16 protein-coding genes are annotated in these 18,384 nt (G+C 63.8%); 6 read left to right on the forward strand and 10 right to left on the reverse strand.

Features of this window, described 5'->3' with window-relative positions:
* Positions 1-69 precede the first annotated feature (69 nt).
* Positions 70-1,146, reverse strand: a complete 1,077-nt coding sequence (mtnA, locus tag ACIPZH_RS03860; protein WP_400635215.1) for an S-methyl-5-thioribose-1-phosphate isomerase — start codon at positions 1,144-1,146, stop codon at positions 70-72.
* Positions 1,147-1,256: 110 nt separating this feature from the next.
* On the opposite strand from mtnA, the gene ubiG reads away from it, so the two are divergent.
* The 3 genes from ubiG (at position 1,257) to ACIPZH_RS03875 (ending at position 3,519) form a co-directional block, all read left to right on the forward strand.
* Positions 1,257-1,955, forward strand: a complete 699-nt coding sequence (gene ubiG / locus ACIPZH_RS03865) for a bifunctional 2-polyprenyl-6-hydroxyphenol methylase/3-demethylubiquinol 3-O-methyltransferase UbiG (protein ID WP_241802900.1) — start codon at positions 1,257-1,259, stop codon at positions 1,953-1,955.
* A gap of 2 nt (positions 1,956-1,957) precedes the next feature.
* Positions 1,958-2,629, forward strand: a complete 672-nt coding sequence (mupP, locus tag ACIPZH_RS03870; protein WP_241802891.1) for an N-acetylmuramic acid 6-phosphate phosphatase MupP — start codon at positions 1,958-1,960, stop codon at positions 2,627-2,629.
* A gap of 149 nt (positions 2,630-2,778) precedes the next feature.
* Complete coding sequence (locus tag ACIPZH_RS03875; RefSeq protein WP_241802887.1) at positions 2,779-3,519, forward strand: YciK family oxidoreductase; 741 nt, start codon at positions 2,779-2,781, stop codon at positions 3,517-3,519.
* A gap of 40 nt (positions 3,520-3,559) precedes the next feature.
* Here the strand turns inward: ACIPZH_RS03875 and ACIPZH_RS03880 are convergent, their stop codons facing one another.
* From ACIPZH_RS03880 to ACIPZH_RS03910, 7 genes are all read right to left on the reverse strand, one after another.
* Positions 3,560-4,345, reverse strand: coding sequence for a TenA family transcriptional regulator (locus tag ACIPZH_RS03880; RefSeq protein WP_241802884.1), 786 nt, complete (start codon positions 4,343-4,345; stop codon positions 3,560-3,562).
* A 39-nt stretch (positions 4,346-4,384) separates the two neighbouring features.
* On the reverse strand, positions 4,385-6,841 hold the full coding sequence (locus ACIPZH_RS03885) for an EAL domain-containing protein (RefSeq protein WP_400635217.1): 2,457 nt from the start codon (positions 6,839-6,841) through the stop codon (positions 4,385-4,387).
* Positions 6,842-7,151: 310 nt separating this feature from the next.
* Complete coding sequence (locus ACIPZH_RS03890; RefSeq protein WP_241802876.1) at positions 7,152-8,984, reverse strand: ABC transporter ATP-binding protein; 1,833 nt, start codon at positions 8,982-8,984, stop codon at positions 7,152-7,154.
* Positions 8,977-9,609 (reverse strand): DsbA family protein, encoded by a 633-nt coding sequence (locus ACIPZH_RS03895; RefSeq protein WP_400635219.1) that lies wholly within the window; start codon positions 9,607-9,609, stop codon positions 8,977-8,979. Before ACIPZH_RS03895 ends, ACIPZH_RS03890 begins: the two co-directional genes overlap by 8 nt.
* Before the next feature lie 4 nt (positions 9,610-9,613).
* On the reverse strand, positions 9,614-10,546 hold the full coding sequence (locus ACIPZH_RS03900) for a rhodanese-related sulfurtransferase (protein WP_267821850.1): 933 nt from the start codon (positions 10,544-10,546) through the stop codon (positions 9,614-9,616).
* Between the two features lie 401 nt (positions 10,547-10,947).
* On the reverse strand, positions 10,948-11,247 hold the full coding sequence (locus ACIPZH_RS03905; RefSeq protein ID WP_241802871.1) for a BolA family transcriptional regulator: 300 nt from the start codon (positions 11,245-11,247) through the stop codon (positions 10,948-10,950).
* Positions 11,248-11,257: 10 nt separating this feature from the next.
* Positions 11,258-11,782 carry a DUF2059 domain-containing protein gene (locus tag ACIPZH_RS03910; RefSeq protein WP_241802870.1) on the reverse strand — a complete coding sequence of 175 codons (525 nt, stop codon included), beginning with the start codon at positions 11,780-11,782 and terminating at the stop codon, positions 11,258-11,260.
* A 155-nt stretch (positions 11,783-11,937) separates the two neighbouring features.
* Between ACIPZH_RS03910 and ACIPZH_RS03915 the strand changes: the two genes are divergently transcribed.
* Positions 11,938-13,332 (forward strand): class II fumarate hydratase, encoded by a 1,395-nt coding sequence (locus tag ACIPZH_RS03915; protein WP_400635221.1) that lies wholly within the window; start codon positions 11,938-11,940, stop codon positions 13,330-13,332.
* Between the two features lie 168 nt (positions 13,333-13,500).
* On the opposite strand, the gene ACIPZH_RS03920 is transcribed toward ACIPZH_RS03915, so the two are convergent.
* Together ACIPZH_RS03920 and pap are read right to left on the reverse strand one after the other, a co-directional pair.
* Positions 13,501-14,463, reverse strand: coding sequence for a DMT family transporter (locus ACIPZH_RS03920; protein ID WP_400635223.1), 963 nt, complete (start codon positions 14,461-14,463; stop codon positions 13,501-13,503).
* 119 nt (positions 14,464-14,582) lie between these two features.
* A complete protein-coding gene (gene pap / locus ACIPZH_RS03925; protein ID WP_400635225.1) occupies positions 14,583-16,076 on the reverse strand; it encodes a polyphosphate:AMP phosphotransferase in 1,494 nt (497 codons plus the stop codon).
* On the opposite strand from pap, the gene ACIPZH_RS03930 reads away from it, so the two are divergent.
* Positions 16,075-16,359 carry a hypothetical protein gene (locus ACIPZH_RS03930; RefSeq protein ID WP_400635227.1) on the forward strand — a complete coding sequence of 95 codons (285 nt, stop codon included), beginning with the start codon at positions 16,075-16,077 and terminating at the stop codon, positions 16,357-16,359. The two genes, pap and ACIPZH_RS03930, sit on opposite strands and share 2 nt — an antisense overlap.
* 34 nt (positions 16,360-16,393) lie before the next feature.
* Positions 16,394-18,367 (forward strand): bifunctional tRNA (5-methylaminomethyl-2-thiouridine)(34)-methyltransferase MnmD/FAD-dependent 5-carboxymethylaminomethyl-2-thiouridine(34) oxidoreductase MnmC, encoded by a 1,974-nt coding sequence (mnmC, locus tag ACIPZH_RS03935; RefSeq protein ID WP_400635229.1) that lies wholly within the window; start codon positions 16,394-16,396, stop codon positions 18,365-18,367.
* The last annotated feature ends 17 nt before the right edge of the window (positions 18,368-18,384 follow it).

Below are 18,384 nucleotides of genomic sequence, written 5' to 3' on the forward strand. Positions count from 1 at the left end.
ATCGCCGCCGATACCGCATTGCCGGCGCCCGGCCATGCGCCCCCCCTCTCCTGCCCCCACCCCAAACGCTCAATGCAGGCGCTTGCGACACATCAATTGCGCCAGTTTGGCGGTATCCGGGCGCTCGACGACGCCTTTCTCGGTCACGATCACATCGATCAGGTCAGCCGGGGTCACATCGAACACCGGATTGAACACCTCCACCTGCGGTGCTACGCGGTTACCGGCGTAATCCAGCAATTCGTCGGCATCACGCTCTTCCAGCGGGATGTCTTCACCCGTGGCCAGGTTGAGGTCGATGTTGGTGCTGGGCGCCACCACCATGAACCGCACACCGTGGTGCATGGCGTTGACCGCCAGCTGGTAGGTGCCGATCTTGCTCGCCACGTCACCGTTGGCGGCAATGCAGTCGGCGCCGACCACCACCCAGGTGATGCCCTTGCTCTTCATCAGGTGGGCCAGCGCCGAATCGGCGCACAGGGTCACCGGGATGCCTTCGTTGGCAAGCTCCCAGGCGGTCAGGCGCGAACCCTGCAGCCAGGGCCGGGTTTCGCCGGCATACACGCGCTCGACCATGCCTTCGAGAAAGCCCGCGCGGATCACCCCCAACGCCGTACCGAAACCGCCACTGGCCAGGGCACCGGAGTTGCCATAGGTCAGCAGGGCCTGCTCGCTGCCCTGGTGGCGGCGGATCAGCTCGATGCCCTGCTGGGCCATGGTGAGGTTGGCCTCACGGTCGCTTTCATGAATGGCCACGGCCTCGGCCTCCAGCGCGGCCAGCACATCCTCGCCCGGGCGCAGGCGCTGCAGGCGTTCACGCATGCGGTTGAGCGCCCAGAACAGGTTGGCGGCCGTAGGGCGCGCCTCGGCCAGGCTGAGGAAATCCTCTTCCAGGTCCATTTCCCAGTCGCCACCCTCGGCCAGGCGCTCTTCCAGGGCCAGCACCAGGCCATAGGCCGCCGCAATGCCGATGGCCGCCGCACCACGCACAGCCATGTCGCGGATCGCCGCCGCCACCTGCGCGACAGTGTCGCAGGCCAGCCAGCGTTCTTGCGAAGGCAGCAGGCGCTGGTCGAGCAGGTGCAAGGCGCCGTGGTGCCACCGGATACCGGTCACCTTCTCCGCCGCCATAAGTCGCTCGCGCATCACCTCTCCCTGACTTTCGCATATCAAAAGCGGACGATTATAGCGACCAACAGCCTCGGGCGCTCGGGTATACTCCGGCGCAATTCGTAGAAGTTTCAGAGGACTGTTCAATGAGCAACGTCGACCACGCCGAAATCGCCAAGTTTGAAGCCTTGGCGCACCGTTGGTGGGACCGCGAGAGCGAGTTCAAGCCGCTGCACGACATCAATCCGCTGCGCGTCAACTGGATCGACGAGCGCGTCAGCCTGGCGGGCAAGAAGGTACTGGACGTCGGCTGCGGCGGCGGCATCCTCAGTGAAGCCATGGCCCTGCGTGGCGCTACCGTCACCGGCATCGACATGGGCGAGGCGCCCCTGGCTGTGGCCCAGCTGCACCAGCTGGAGTCCGGCGTGCAGGTGGAGTACCGGCAGATCACCGCCGAGGCCCTGGCTGAAGAAATGCCCGAGCAGTTCGATGTGGTCACCTGCCTTGAAATGCTCGAGCACGTGCCCGACCCGTCCTCGGTCATCCGCGCCTGCTACCGCATGGTCAAGCCCGGTGGCCAAGTGTTCTTCTCGACCATCAACCGCAACCCCAAGGCCTACCTGCTGGCCATCATCGGCGCCGAGTACATCCTCAAGATGCTGCCGCGCGGTACCCATGACTTCAAGAAGTTCATCCGCCCCTCCGAGCTGGGTGCCTGGAGCCGCGTCGCGGGCCTTGAAGTCAAGGACATCATCGGCCTGACCTACAACCCGCTGACCAAGCACTACAAGCTCAGCAGCGATGTGGACGTCAACTACATGATCCAGACCCTGCGCGAGGAATGAGCATGCGTTTGCGAGCGGTACTCTTTGACATGGACGGCACCCTGCTCGACACGGCGCCGGACTTCATCGCCATTTGCCAAGCCATGCTCGCCGAGCGTGGCCTGCCGGCCATCGACGACAAGCTGATCCGTGACGTGATTTCTGGCGGCGCGCGGGCGATGGTCGCCGCGACCTTCGCCATGAGCCCGGAGGACGAGGGCTTCGAGGCCCTGCGCCTGGAGTTCCTCGAACGCTACCAGCGCGACTGCGCGGTGCACAGCAAGCTGTTCGACGGTATGGGCGAATTGCTGGCCGATATCGAGAGAGGCAACCTGCTGTGGGGGGTGGTGACCAACAAGCCGGTCCGCTTCGCCGAGCCGATCATGCAGCGCCTGGGCCTGGCCGAGCGTTCGGCACTGCTGATCTGCCCGGATCACGTGAAAAACAGCAAGCCCGACCCTGAGCCGTTGATCCTGGCCTGCAAGACCCTGAACCTGGACCCGGCCAGCGTGCTGTTCGTCGGCGACGACCTGCGCGACATCGAGTCGGGCCGCGATGCCGGCACCCGCACGGCGGCTGTGCGCTACGGCTATATTCATCCAGAAGACAACCCGAACAACTGGGGCGCCGACGTGGTGGTGGACCACCCACTGGAACTGCGCAAGGTGCTCGACGCCGCACTCTGCGGGTGCTGAAAACCAGCGGCAAGCTTCGAGCTGCAAGCTGCAAGAAAAAGCAGTCCGCGCGCTGCTCGCTTTCTCTTGCAGCTTGAAGCTTGCGGCTTGAAGCTTGAAGCTTGAAGCTTGAAGCTTGCAGCTTGCCGCTTCAAACCAAGGACAAACGCATGTTCGACTACACTGCCCGCCCCGACCTGCTTCAGGGTCGCGTCATCATGGTCACCGGCGCTGGCCGCGGCATCGGTGCAGCCGCCGCCAAGGCTTATGCCGCCTTGGGCGCCACTGTATTGCTGCTGGGCAAGACCGAAGCCAACCTGAACGAGGTCTACGATGAAATCGAGGCCGCCGGCCACCCACAGCCGGTGGTGATCCCGTTCAACCTGGAAACCGCCCTGCCCCACCAGTACGACGAACTGGCGGCGATGGTCGAGGACCAGTTCGGCCGCCTGGACGGCCTGCTCAACAACGCCTCGATCATCGGCCCACGCACCCCACTGGAACAGCTTTCGGGCGACAACTTCATGCGGGTGATGCACATCAACGTCAATGCCACGTTCATGCTCACCAGCACCCTGCTACCGCTGCTCAAGCTGTCGGAAGACGCCTCCGTGGTGTTCACCTCCAGCAGCGTCGGGCGCAAGGGCCGGGCTTACTGGGGCGCTTATGGTGTGTCCAAATTCGCGACCGAAGGCCTGATGCAGACCTTGGCGGACGAACTGGAAGGTGTGGCACCGGTGCGCTCCAACAGCATCAACCCCGGGGCTACCCGCACGGCGATGCGGGCCCAGGCCTACCCGAGCGAAAACCCGCAGAACAACCCGCTGCCTGAAGAGATCATGCCGGTGTACCTGTACCTGATGGGGCCAGACAGTACAGGGGTGAACGGGCAAGCCTTCAACGCCCAGTAAGGCTTTATGCCTAGGGGGCCGCCGCGCGGCCCCAGGCATTTCAGCCAGCTGCCAGGCTCGGGCGCATGCGCCCTTGCTGGCGGCCCTCCAGTTGCATGCACCGCTCCAGGAACAGGTACATGCAGTCATAACTTTTGCAGACTGCCTTGCGCAGCTCATTGCGCAGCCCCAGGGTCGGGTTTTCACCAGCCAGCGTACAGATGATCTCCAGCGCCTCCCACGGGTGGGCGTCGTCATACTGCGCATGCATCTTCAACCACTTCATGGCGCGCTTGCGCTGGTCCTCCGGGAAGCCCATGGCGTAGGTGTCTTCAGCACAGACCACTGCCGACCACTCCCCCGTCGCCCCTTCGATCGCGTAGTTGGTGGCCGCCATGGCAATGGCCAGCGACTCGGTGGTACACACACGCCAGCACCAGTCGTTCAGCCCATTGAGCTCGGCGGGCACTTCCTGCGACTGCAGTTCGTGCAGGTGAATGCCATGGGCGTGGCACCAATGCACCCAGTAATCGGCATGGTTGAGCTCCACGCGGATGTTGCGCATCAGCCAGCGCCGCGCCATGTCTTCGCCCGGGTGGCGGGCATAGCGGGTCTTGGTCAGGTTGTGGGCCATGTACAAGGAAAACTGCTCAACCACCGGCCAGCCACCGATCAGGTACTGGCGAATGGTCGCTTGCCGCAACTGGCCATCGCGCAGGCGCTGGTAGAACTCATGTTCCACTACCCGGCGCTTGCTCTCGCGGCAGTCTTCGATCAGTTGCTGGGCCCATTGGGGGTAACTGGCCGGGTCCATCAAAGGCCCGATACGGACGAATGCATCGATCACTTTTCAGCTCCTTGATCCCTGTGATTTACCAACGCTACTTCAGCGAAAGGTTCCAGGCGCCCGATGCAGCAGGGGCCGTGCAGCAATCCGTTGGCGCTGCAGACTGTCGCAAGTGAAGACCTGCGGTCGTTCGATCAGATAGCCCTGGGCGTAGTCCACGCCGATCTCCTGCAAGGCCTGCTCGATCAACGGAGTTTCGACGAACTCGGCAATGGTGCGCTTACCCATGACGTGGCCGATGTGATTGATGACTTCGACCATGGCCCGATTGACCGGATCATCCAGCATATCTTTGACAAAACTTCCGTCGATCTTCAAGAAGTCGACAGGTAAATGTTTTAAATAAGCGAAGGACGACATTCCGGCACAAAAATCATCCAGCGAGAACTTGCAACCCAGCCCTTTCAATTCATTGATGAATCGGATGGCACTGCCAAGGTTGGCAATGGCACTGGTCTCGGTGATTTCGAAGCAAATCAGCCGTGGCGGAATCGAATATTCGACGAACAGCCGCTGCAAGTACTCCAGGAACTTGTCGTCACCGATACTCGACCCCGACAGGTTGATGGCACACATCGACAGCGGGCCCTCGCGCTCCTCGTCCAGGCAACGGCGAATGACCTGGAACACATTGCGCACCACCCAGCGGTCGATAGCGGTCATCAGGCCATAGCGCTCGGCCGCCGGGATGAAGCTGTCAGGCAGGATGGTGCGGCCGCTTTCGTCTTGCAGGCGCAACAGGATCTCGACATGCCCCGGCCCTTCGAGGGGCGTGAGCGCAGCGATTTCCTGAGCATATAAACAGAAGCGGTTTTCCTCCAGGGCAACGTGCAGGCGCTGTATCCAGGCCATTTCGCCAAACCGCATCGACAGTTCGCTGTCATCGGCATGGTAGACCTGAATGCGGTTACGGCCCTTCTCCTTGGCCATGTAGCACGCCATGTCCGCTGCCCGCAGGGAGGCTTCCAGCGTGGCCGGGGCCTGGGCCATGTGCACCAGGCCGATACTCACGGTGGTGACGAACGGCCTGCCTTTCCACACGAAGTGCAGGCTTTGCACTGCCTGGCGCAGGCTTTCGGCAATCCGCTCGGCCTGTTCGCCCGGGCAGTTTTCCAGCAGCACGCCAAATTCATCGCCGCCCAGCCGCGCCAGGGTATCGCCTTCGCGCAGCACCGATTGCAGCACGGCGCAGATGTGGCGCAGCAATTCGTCACCAGCGGCATGGCCACAGGTATCGTTCACCAGCTTGAACTGGTCCAGGTCCAGGAACATCAGCGAATGCCGCCCGCCCTGGCGCACCAGGTCGTTCAGGGCCTGCTCCAGGCGGTACTCGAATTCACGGCGGTTGGCCAGGCCGGTCAGGGCGTCATGGGTAGCCTGCCAGGACAGGTTGGCGATGTACTGGCGCTCCTGGGTCATGTCATGCAGCACCAGGACAATGCCAGCCACCTGCCCGTCACTGATGATGGGCGAACCTACCAGGTTGATCGAAACCGTGCTGCCGTCCAGGCGCTGGATCAGCCGTGCATGTTCGGCGCCGCCCTTGAGGCTGCCGCTGAGCACCTGTTCGAACAGGGTGCTGCTGTCGCTCTGGGCCTGCTCATCCACCAGGCTGAACAGCGCTGTCAATGGCAGGCCCAGGGCCTGGCCTGCCTGCCAATGGGTCAGCTGCTCGGCAGCGGGGTTCATGTAGCCGATGCTGCCATCGACATCGGTGGTGATCACCGCATCGCCGATCGCCTGCAGGGTAATCTGCGCGCGTTCCTTTTCTTCCTGCAGGGCGCTGGCGAAGGCCTGGCGCTGGGCCAGCAGCTTGCTCGACCGGCGCCAGGCGAAGCCAATGAGAAACAGCGCGGTGAGCAGGTTGGTGACCAGCAGCACCCGCAACAGCATGCGCGACCCCTCACCCAGGGCATCGCTGAAGGCTTTGGAGGCTGGAGTCACGCCATCGTTGATAGCGACGATGCGAGCGCGCCATTGGCTGACCTGGCCCGGCCCCACCTGGCCTTTGGCGAAACCTTCACGTATCTCGTTGCCCAGCACATCCAGTTGTTTAAGGTAATCGTCACCGACATTCCAGTAGTCGATCGCCGCCTGCACGTAGCTGATCCGGCTGAAATTGCGGTAGAACCAGATGATGCGGTCGACGTCGTCGGGGTGGTTGCCGCCTTGCAGCACGGCCTGGCGCGCGACATCGAGGTCTGGGTTTGGCTGGTCGAGCACCTCGCGCATCTGCCGGTCACCGTGGGGCACAGTGATGACTTGGCGATAGCGCTGGTAATTGCGCTCATCGCCAGTTTCGGCATACAGGTTCAGGTAATAGATAGCGTCTTTCTGGGCCTTGGACCACAGGCTTTCGCCGGCGACGTAGGCACGCACCGCCGACAGCGCGTAAAGGCTGAGGCTGCCCAGCAGGACCTGGAAGACTACAACGGCGATGAAGGGCCAGATGATACCCAGCAGCCTTGGCGCCTCTAGTGTGCGATGTCCCTTCATGAAGTCCCTGTCACAGAGCAGATAAGGCTCGAACCAACCTAGACAAGCTCAGAGTAGGCCATCTGCCATCTATTTGGAGGGAAATTTGAGCGGCAAGCTGTAAGCTGCAAGCTGCAAGCTGCAAGAAAAAGCAGATCCGCGCACGGGCCGCTTGTAGCTGCAAGCCGCAAGCTTCAAGCCGCATGAAAAAGCAGAGCCGCGCACGGCCCCCTTATAGCTGCAAGCTGCAAGCTTCAAGCCGCAAGAAAAAGCAGAGCCGCACACGGTCCGCTTGCAGCTTGTAGCTTGAAGCTTGAAGCTTGCAGCTTGCTCAGGTCTGCTGGAGGTGGCCGTACAGTTTGGCGTACAGGCCGCCTTCGGCGATCAACTGCTGGTGGCCGCCATCCTCGGCTACATGGCCGCCATCGAACACCAGCACACGGTCGGCCTGCTTCACCGCGGAAAGGCGGTGGGCGATGATCAGGGTGGTGCGGCCACTCAGGAAACGCGCCAGCGCTTGGTGCAGGTTGTACTCAGTGGCCGCGTCCAGCGCCGAAGTGGCCTCGTCGAGGATCACCACCTTCGGCTCGGCCAGGACCATACGGGCAATCGCCAGGCGCTGACGCTGGCCGCCAGACAGGCGCACACCAGAGCGGCCGACCACGCTGTCCAGCCCTTGCGGCAAGGCAGCGATGGTGGCGTCCAGCTGAGCGATGCGCAGCGCCTGCCAACAGGCCTCGTCCGTGCAGTCACGGCCCATGGTCAGGTTGGCGCGTACCGTGTCGTTGAACAGTGACGGGTGCTGCAGCACCACCGCCACATTTTCACGCAAGGTCTCCAGGCCGATTTCCTGCAGGCTGGCACCCCCAAAACGGATGGTCCCGGCCTGGGCGCTGTAAAGGCCCAGCAGCAATTGCACCAGGGTACTCTTGCCGCCGCCACTGGCACCGACAATGGCGACCTTTTCGCCTGCGGCGATGGTCAGGTCCAGGTGCTCCAGCACCGGCTCGTCGGCATAGGCGAAACGCAGGTCGCGCACCTCGATGCCAACCGTTTCACGGCCGGCGAACGGGTCGCGGGCAGCCGGGTATTGTGGCTCGTCATCACGCGCCAGCAATTCGTTGAGCCGGCTCAGGGCACCGCCGGCGGCGTAGTAGGCATATTGCAGATTCAGCAACTGCTCGACCGGGCCGATCATGAACCACAGGTAGCTGAACACGGCCAGCATCTGCCCGATCGACAGGTCGGAGAACAGCACCGTGAGCATGGCCGCCGCACGGAAAATATCGATACCGAACTGGAACAGCAGGCCACTGGCACGGCCACTGGCGTCGCTTTTCCATTGCGAATCCACGGCATAATCGCGCACTTCACGGGCGCGCAGGCCCAGGCGCCCGAGGAAGTAGCCTTGGCGGTTGCTGGCGCGGATTTCCTGGATGGCGTCCAGAGTTTCGGCCAGCGCCTGAGTGAACCGCGAGGTGCTGTCGTTTTCGAGCTTTTTGAGGTGTTTGACGCGCTTGCCCAACTGCACGGTGAAGTAGATCACCAGCGGGTTGAACAACAGGATCAGCAAGGCCAGCTGCCAGTGCATCCAGATCAGGATCGCCGCTGTGCCGGTCAGGGTCAGCATCGCCACCAGGAAACGGCTCAGGGTTTCGCCGACGAACTTGTCGAGGGTCTCCAGGTCGGTGACCAGGTGTGTGGTCACGGTGCCGCTACCCAGGCTTTCGTATTCCTTGAGCGAAATACGCTTGAGCCGATCGATCAGGCGGATGCGCAGGCGATAGACGATGTCTTTGGCAAGGCCGGCGAACAGCTTGGCCTGCACCACGTTGAACCCCAGGGCGGCCACGCGCAGGCACAGGGTGGCGACCAGCATCAGGCCGATATACCCGGCCGCCACCTGCCAACCGCTGGGCAGCAGGTGGTTCATGAACTTCAGCGCGCCATCGCCGTGGCCCAGCAGCACCTCGTCCACCAGCAAGGGCAGCAGCAATGGGATCGGCACGCTGCAGCAGGCCGCCAGCACGGCCACCAGGTTGGCGGCCCAGAGGTGTTTCTTGTGGTGCAGCGCCAAACGGCGGATTTGCGCCCAGCTCAGCCGGTCAGGCACAGGGGCGGGCTTCCCGGGCACCGGGTCGGGCGAGCCGGGCAGGTCAAGCACAGGCAGCCTGCTGTAGCCAGCGGGCAAGCAAGGGCTGCAGGCTTTGCAGCGGCTGGTAGCCATTGGTCAACAGGGCGAGCTGGCCGTTGCGCTCAGCCAGCAGCGTCGGAAAGCCAGCAATACCCAGGTCTTGCACCCAGCTGAAATCGGCTGCGGTGGCGGCGCGAACGTCCGCACCCTGCAGGGCCTCGGCGAAGGTTGTGCGATCGAACCCGGCCTGCTCGGCCAGCTCGACCAGCTGCGGCGCTCTGGTGACATCCAGGCCCTGCTGGTAGAACCCCCGCTGGATCAGCGCCAGCAGCGGCCAGACCCGCTCGGCATCCAGTTCGCGGGCGGCCACCAGGGCACGGCAGGCCGGTTCGGTGTCGTAGACGAAACCGTCGGGCATGGCATTGTCGAACGCGAACGGCTGCCCGGTAGCTTCGGCCACCGCCTGCCAATGCTCGAGGATGTACTTGCGGGTGGAGGCGTCCAGCGGGCTGGCGCCGCGGCGCAACCCGCCCGGCACCACTCGGGTGGCCACGCCCGCTTCACGCGCCTGGGCGATCAGGGCCTGGGCCACCGGTGCAAAACCCCAGCACCAGGAGCACATCGGGTCCATCACATAGAGCAGGCGGGCAGTCATGCAATCAGGCCTCGGCTTTGTAGTTGTAACCGATCGGGTGCGGCAGGTTGCGGGCCTTGGCCAGCTCGATCTGCTTTTGCCGGTCGATGGCGCTGCGCCGGGTCTTTTCGCTCAGGCTGTCCCAGCAGTGCGGGCAGCTCACGCCTGGCGAATAGTGCTCGGACGCGCGGTCCTGGGCGTCGATCGGGTGGCGGCAGGCATGGCACTGGTCGTACTCGCCCTCGCTCAGGTCATGGCGCACCGTGACGCGGTTGTCGAAGACAAAGCAGTCACCGTCCCACAGGCTTTCTTCCTGGGGTACTTCCTCGAAGTATTTCAGGATGCCGCCCTTAAGATGATAGACCGCCTCGAAGCCTTCACCGAGCATGTAGCTGGAGGCTTTTTCACAACGGATGCCGCCGGTGCAGAACATGGCGACCTTCTTGTGCTTGCTGGGGTCGAAGTTGGCCTTGATGTACTCGGGGAACTCGCGGAAGGTCTCGGTCTTGGGGTCGATTGCGCCCTTGAAGGTGCCGATGGCCACTTCGTAATCGTTGCGGGTGTCGATCAGCAGTACTTCCGGGTCGCTGATCAGGGCGTTCCAGTCTTTGGGCTCGACATAGGTGCCAACGGCGTTGTTCGGGTCCACGCCGGGTACGCCGAGGGTGACGATCTCTTTCTTGAGCTTGACCTTGGTGCGGTAGAACGGCTGCTCGTCGCAGTAGGACTCCTTGTGGTCGACATCGACCAGGCGCGGGTCGCTGCGCAGCCAGGCGAGCAGGCCATCGATGCCTTCGCGGGTGGCCGAAACGGTGCCGTTGATGCCCTCGTTGGCCAGCAGCAGAGTGCCTTTGACGCCATTGTCGAGCATGGCCTTCAGCAGGGGCTCGCGCAGTTCTACGTAGTCTTCGAGGGTGACGAACTTGTACAGCGCCGCCACGACGATCGGGTGGGTCATTGCGTTGAATCTCCAGGTGGTTGCCCTCGTAAGGGGCGGACCGGGTTTGGCAAAAAGCTGGGGGCTGCCCTGCAGCCCATCGCCGGCAAGCCGGCTCCCACAGGGCCGGCGCATGCTCAAGGGCTGCGCTGTACCTGTGAGAGCCGGCAAGCCAGCTCCCATAAGGCCGGCGCAATGCTCAAGGGCTGCGCTGTACCAGTGAGAGCCGGCAAGCCGGCCCACAAGGCCGGCGCAATGCTCAAGGGCTGCGCTGTGCCAGTGAGAGCCGGCAAGCCGGCTCCCATAAGGCCGGCGCAATGCTCTAGGGCTGCGCTGTACCTGTGAGAGCCGGCTTGCCGGCGATGGGCCGCCAAGCGGCCCCCTAGGAATGGTGCGGAGTGTACCAGAACGACAGAAAGGATTCAGTGCTTGCCGCCACCTGCACACACCGGCGACGCAGGCGCGACGCCCACCTTCGCCCACTCCTCGTCGGTGTAGGTGTGGATGGCCAGGGCATGGATCTGGCCCATCAGCTCACCCATGGTGGCGTAGACCTTCTGGTGGCGCTTGACGCTGTTGAGCCCGGCAAACTGCTCGCTGACGATCACCGCCTTGTAGTGGGTTTCCTGGCCACGGCTGTGCATGTGGCTTTCGTTGAGCACTTCAAGGTGCTGCGGCGCCAGGGCGGCAAGCTGCTGCTCAATGCGTTGCTGCATGGTCATCGCGCGTCACTCACTTCTTGGCCGGGGCGGCGGCCTTGCCGGCATTGGGGTCAAGCTCTTTGGTCATGTCTTCGAGCAGCTTGTTCACCACCGGCACTGCCGGCTCCAGGCTCTGCTGGGTCAGCTGGGCCGACTGCTGAGTGACCTTGGGCATCTGGGTAAGGACTTTCTTGCCCAGTGGCGACTGGTAGAACTTGACCAGGTCCTTGAGCTCTTGCTCGGTGAAGGTCTGGGTGTACAGGTCGACCATCTTCGGCTTGAGCTTGTTCCAGCCGATGGCGCTGTCCAGCGCGGCGTTGGCCTTGGCCTGGTAGCTCTCCAGCACCGACTGCTTGCTGGCCGGGGCCTTGGTCTGGGCGAAGCGCTGGGCGAACATCTGCTGGACTTGCATGTACACCGGGGTGCCCAGCTTGTCAGCGTTGGCCAGGGTCAGGAATTTCTCGGCGGCAGCGTTGTGGCTGGCAGTGGCAGCGAGCACCTGGCCGCTGGCACAGGCCAGGGCGACGGCAGCACAGAGGGCACGGAGACGGGTCATTGCATATCCTTCAAGGAGGGGGAGGCGTTACCTCAGAGATGAGCATTCTGCTCCCGCCAGGGGGCAGCGCTCAAGTGGCACGAAGTGCGATTGAACCGCACGATCGCATGGGGGCCTAAACTGCTGATTCTGACTGACAGGGGAGTGAACGCAGCATGAGCCGTATCGAAACAGACAGCCTGGGCCCAGTCGAAGTTCCGGAGCACGCCTACTGGGGCGCACAGACCCAACGTTCGCTGATCAACTTTGCCATTGGCAAGGAACGCATGCCGCTACCGGTGCTGCACGCCCTGGCGCTGATCAAGAAGGCCGCGGCAAGGGTCAACGACCGCAATGGCGCCCTGCCCGCGGACATCGCCCGGCTGATCGAGCAGGCGGCCGACGAAGTGTTGGGCGGCGAGCACGACGACCAGTTCCCGCTGGTGGTGTGGCAGACCGGCAGCGGCACCCAGAGCAACATGAACGTCAACGAAGTGATCGCCGGGAGGGCCAACGAGCTTGCCGGCAAAGGCCGCGGCGGCAAGGCGCCGGTGCACCCTAACGACCACGTCAACCGTTCGCAGAGTTCCAACGACTGCTTCCCCACCGCCATGCATATCGCCGCAGCACAGGCGGTGCACGAGCAACTGCTACCGGCGATCGCCGAGCTGTCTTCGGGGCTGGCGGAGCTGGCGGCGCGCCACCACAAACTGGTCAAGACTGGCCGCACGCACATGATGGACGCCACGCCCATCACCTTCGGCCAGGAGGTGTCGGCCTTCGTTGCCCAGCTGGACTACGCCCAGCGCGCCATCCGCGCCACCTTGCCGGCGGTGTGCGAGCTGGCCCAGGGCGGTACTGCCGTGGGTACCGGGCTCAATGCCCCGCAGGGGTTCGCCGAAGCCATTGCTGCGGAACTGGCCGCCCTCTCCGGCCTGCCGTTCGTCACCGCGCCGAACAAGTTCGCCGCCTTGGCCGGCCACGAGCCGCTGACCAGCCTGGCCGGGGCACTGAAGACCTTGGCGGTCGCCTTGATGAAAATCGCCAACGACCTGCGTTTGCTCGGTTCCGGCCCCCGCGCCGGCTTGGCCGAGGTGCGCCTGCCGGCCAACGAGCCGGGCAGCTCGATCATGCCGGGCAAGGTCAACCCGACCCAATGCGAGGCGCTGTCGATGCTGGCCTGCCAGGTGCTGGGCAATGACGCGGCCATCGGTTTCGCCGCCAGCCAGGGCCACCTGCAGTTGAATGTGTTCAAGCCGGTGATCATCCATAACCTGCTGCAGTCGATCGAACTGCTGGCCGATGGCTGCCGCAACTTCCAGCAGCATTGCGTGGCGGGGATCGAGCCGGATGCCGAGCAGATGGCGGCACACCTGGAGCGTGGGCTGATGCTGGTGACCGCACTCAACCCGCATATCGGCTACGACAAAGCGGCGGAAATTGCCAAGAAGGCCTACAGCGAGGGCAAGACCCTGCGCGAGGCGGCGCTGGAGTTGAAATACCTGACCAACGAGCAGTTCGATGAGTGGGTAAGGCCGGAGAACATGCTGGCGCCGGGTGGCAAGGGCTGATTGATTGGCGGGTACTTAGGGCCCTATCGCCGGCAAGCCGGCTCCCACCGGTACCCCACAGTCTTCAGGCTTGGTGGGGACCTGTGGGGCAACTGTCTTGCTCAACATCTAACAGCTGGCGCCACCCCGTGGGAGGCGGCTTGCCGGCGATGGGGCCGGAACAGGCGCTCAACCAACCTGCGCCAAACGCGCCCTTCTCGCCCGCCACCCAGCCACCAGCGAAGGCCCCAGGGCCACCAGTGTCGACCCCAGCACCACGGTCACCGCGCCAACATAGCCCAAGGCATTGATGTCCTCGGCCTGCACATAGTCCGGCCACAGCCAGGCCGCAATCGCCACCGCCACAAAGGTCACCAGTGGCGTCAGCGCCAGTGTGGCGCTGACCCGGGATGCCTCCCAGTGCGCCAGGGCCTCGGCAAAAGCCCCATACGCCACCAGTGTGTTCAGGCAGCACGCCAGCAGCAACCAGCCTTGCAGGGGGGTCAGCTGCAGCGCCTCCAGCGGGTGCACCCAAGGTGTCAGCAGCGCGGCGCAGCTCAGGTAGATCACCATCATCACCTGCTGCGAATGCCACACCGTCAGCAGCTGTTTCTGGCTCAGGGCATAGAACACCCAGATGCTAGTGGCCAGCAGGATGGTCAGCACGCCCGTGGTGTACGCGCCCAGCGAGGTCAGCAGCTCTTCCAGGCGCTGGTTGAAGAACAGGCCGAAGCCGGCCAGCAGCACCACAAGCCCCAGGCCTTGGCCCAGGCTGAAGCGTTCCTTGAACACGAACACACTGGCCACCAGCAGCAGCACCGGGCCGATCTGCACCACCAATTGCGCCGTGCCGGGGCTCAGCAGATTGAGGCCCATCAGGTACAGCACGTAGTTGCCCATCAGCCCGCATACGGCCACCACCACCAAGCCTTTGCCCTTGGCGCCGAGCTTGGCGAAAGAAGGCAAGCGGCGCTTGGCCGCCAGCCAGGCGCACAGCAGGCCGCCGGACACCAGCAGGCGGAACCAGGTAACGGTAATGGGGTCGACCACCTGCAACACCTGCTTGAGTTTGATCGGCAGGATGCCCCAGAGCAGTGCAGTCAAAAGCGCCAGAGCCAGTCCATAGCTCCGGCGCCCGGATGTGATGTGCATAAAGTCCTCGGTCGAGCCCGTTGTGGGGTGCCTCGATTCTAAAGGCTTGCCGCCTGCCAACGGGGAAAAAAGGCGGGAAAAGAATTCATCAGGTCATTCCCCCGCGGCATGCCGGCGGGCTATTTCTTGTGTTTGGCAAACGCCGCTTCCAGGGCCTCATTGATGGTGCGCAACACCTTCACCCGCGCCCAGCGCTTGTCATTGGCCTCGACCAGGGTCCATGGCGCGATCTCGGTGCTGGTGCGGTCGACCATGTCGCCCACGGCATCCACGTACAGGTCCCACTTCTCGCGGTTGCGCCAATCGTCCTCGGTGATCTTGTAGCGCTTGAACGGGATCTGCTCGCGCTCTTCAAAACGCTCCAGCTGGGTTTGCTGGTCGATCGCCAGCCAGAACTTGACGACCACCACGCCGGCGTTTACCAGCTGCTCCTCGAAATCATTGATCTCGCCATACGCGCGCATCCAGTCGGCCGGGGTGCAAAAACCCTCGATACGCTCGACCAGCACCCGGCCATACCAGGACCGGTCGAAGATGGTGAACTTGCCGCGCGCCGGGATATGCCGCCAGAACCGCCACAGGTACGGCTGAGCACGCTCATCTTCGGTGGGGGCGGCGATTGGCACGATACGGTACTGGCGCGGGTCCAGCGCAGCGGCCACGCGGCGGATCGCGCCCCCTTTGCCCGCCGCATCATTACCCTCGAAGACTGCCACCAGGGCATGCCGACGCATGTGTTTGTGGCGCAGCAGGCCGGCCAGGCGTGCCTGCTCGGTCACCAATTGCTCCTGGTAGTCCTGCTTGTCCAGGCGCAGGGTCATGTCCAGCGCGCCCAGCAGGCTGCGCTGGTCGATGCTGCGGCCCAGCGGCGCAATGTTGCCCTGGTGCTTGCCTTTGGGGTTGACGGCCAGTGCGGCCTGCAGGCTTTCCAGCAGGATGCGTCCGACGGCCAGGCTGCGGTAGTTGGGGTCGACGCCTTCGACTACGTGCCAGGGTGCATAGTCACGGCTGGTACGGCGCAATACCCGCTCGCCAAAACGCACGAAACGGTCGTAGGTCCGGGACTGTTGCCAGTCCAGCGGGCTGATGCGCCAGCTGTGCAAGGGGTCGTCCTTGAGCGACTTGAGCCGCGCTTTCATCTGTTTCTTGGACAGGTGGAACCAGAACTTGATGATCAGCGCACCTTCGTCGCAAAGCATCTGCTCCAACCGCTCGGCGCCGGTGATGGCCTGGTCGAGCACGGCATCCTTGAACTGCCCGTGCACCCTGCCCTGCAGCATCTGGCTGTACCAATTGCCGAAAAACACGCCCATGCGCCCCTTAGGCGGCAGCGCCCGCCAGTAGCGCCAGGCGGGCGGGCGGGCCAGTTCTTCGTCGGTTTGCTGGTCGAAGGTGAGCACGTCGATCATGCGCGGGTCCATCCACTCGTTGAGCAGTTTGACCGTCTCGCCCTTGCCAGCGCCTTCGATGCCATTGATCAGCACGATGACCGGGAAGCGTGCCTGCTGTTTGAGTTCGTACTGGGCTTCGAGCAAAGCCTCGCGCAGCGCGGGCACTTCTGCCTCGAAGGTATCGTCGTCGATGCTGTGACCAATTTCCGCGGATTCAAACATGCACTCGCTCCTTCAATGGATAAGCAAGACTAGCGGAATCCTGGGGGGGAGCTGCAAGCTGCAAGCTGCAAGCTGCAAGCTGCAAGCTGCAAGCCGCAAGCCGCAAGCCGCAAGCCGCAAGCCGCAAGCCGCAAGCTTCAAGCCGCAAGCTTCAAGCTTCAAGCTTCAAGCTTCAAGCTTCAAGCTTCAAGCTTCAAGCTTCAAGCTGCAAGCTGCAAGCTTCAAGCTGCAAGAAAAGCCAGGGCGTGCCACCATCTGCTTTTTCTTGCAGCTTGTAGCTTGAAGCTTGCAGCTCACCAATCCCAGCGAAACCAGCCATGCCCGCACCCACCCTCCTTCAGCATGCCCAGATCGACTGGGACGACCAGGGCCGCCCACATTCGCGGCAATACGGCGATGTCTACTTCGCCATCAATGAGGGCATTGCCGAAACCCAGCATGTGTTCCTCGAACAAACCCGCCTGCGCCAGCGCTTCGCCGACCTGGCGCCCCACGACTGCCTGGTGATCGGCGAAACCGGCTTTGGCACTGGCATGAATTTTTTCTGTGCCTGGCAGCTGTTCGCCGAAACAGCCCACGCAGATGCCCGCTTGCACTTCATCAGCGTCGAGAAGTATCCCCTGGGCCATGCCGACATGGCCCGTGCGATGCGCCTGTGGCCGGAGCTGGCCGGGTTCACCGAACCCTTTCTGCAGCAGTACGTCGCGGTGCATCAAGGCTTCCAACAGTTCACCTTCGACCAGCGCCGAATCACCCTCACCCTGCTGATCGGCGATGTGCTGGAGCAGCTGCCGCAACTGGACGCGCGTATCGACGTGTGGTTTCTCGACGGCTTCGCCCCGGCGAAAAACCCCGACATGTGGACACCCGAGCTGTTCAGGCAACTGGCCAGGTTGTCCCATGCCGGCACCGCACTGGGCACCTTCACCACTACCGGCTGGGTGCGTCGCAGCTTGATCGAAGCCGGCTTCACCATGAAAAAGGTGCCTGGCATCGGCAAGAAGTGGGAGGTGATGAGTGGTGAGTACACCGGCCCGCCCCACGCCCCCCTGTCGGCGCCCTGGTACGCGCGGCCACGTGCGCCCGAAGGCCCGCGCGAGGCCCTGGTGATCGGCGCAGGGCTCGCCGGCACTGCCAGCGCTGCCAGCCTGGCCGCACGGGGCTGGCAGGTAACGGTACTGGAGCGTCACGACGCCGCCGCCCGCGAAGCCTCCGGCAACCCCCAGGGTGTGCTGTACCTCAAGCTGTCCGCGCACGGCACGGCTTTGTCGCAGATGATCCTGTCTGGGTTCGGCTACACCCGGCGCCAGCTTCAACGCCTGCAGCGCGGCCAGGACTGGGATGCGTGCGGGGTTTTGCAACTGGCATTCGACCACAAGGAAGCCGAACGCCAGGGCAAGCTCGCCGACGCCTTCGAGGGCAGCTTGCTGCGGGCAGTGCAGCGCAGTGAAGCCGAAACGATTGCCGGGGTCGCGCTGCCGGCCGGCGGGTTGTACTACCCCGAAGGCGGCTGGGTGCATCCACCGGCACTGTGCCAGGCACAACTGCAGCACCCCAACATTCGCCTGCTGGCCCATCACGATGTACTCGCACTGCGCAAGGCCGATGGCCTGTGGCAAGCCTGGGCCGGCGACCGGCTACTGGCCAGCGCCCCTGTGGTGGTGCTGGCTGGGGCGGCTGATGTGAAGCGTTTCGAGCCTTGTGCCCAGCTACCGCTCAAGCGCATCCGCGGGCAGGTCACCCGCCTGCCGGCGACCGACGCCAGCCGGGCGCTGGCTACTGTGGTCTGCGCCGAGGGCTATGTCGCACCGCCCAGGGGTGAAGAGCACACGCTGGGCGCCAGCTTTGACTTCCATAGCGATGACCTGACGCCGACCGTGGCCGAACACCAGGGCAACCTGGCCATGCTCGATGAAATCTCTACCGACCTGGCCCGGCGGCTGGGTGCTGCGGCGCTTGACCCTGAGCAGTTGCAGGGGCGCGCGGCATTTCGATGCACCAGCCCGGATTACTTGCCGATCGTGGGGCCGGTTGCCGACCCTGCAGCCTTTGCCGAGGCCTACGCCGTATTGGCCAAGGATGCGCGGCAGGTGCCCGAAGTGCCCTGCCCTTGGCTGGAGGGGCTTTATGTGAATAGTGGGCATGGGTCGCGGGGGCTGATCACGGCACCGCTGTCGGGCGAGCTGATTGCGGCGTGGGTCAGTGGCGAGCCGTTGCCGCTGCCGCGGGCGGTGGCAGAGGCGTGCCACCCGAACCGGTTTGGCTTGCGCAGGTTGATTCGGGGGAAGTGAATGGGGCCGCTGTGCAG

This window comes from Pseudomonas sp. NPDC089758 (genome assembly GCF_044748705.1).
In the GTDB taxonomy this organism is placed as follows: domain Bacteria; phylum Pseudomonadota; class Gammaproteobacteria; order Pseudomonadales; family Pseudomonadaceae; genus Aquipseudomonas; species Aquipseudomonas putida_X.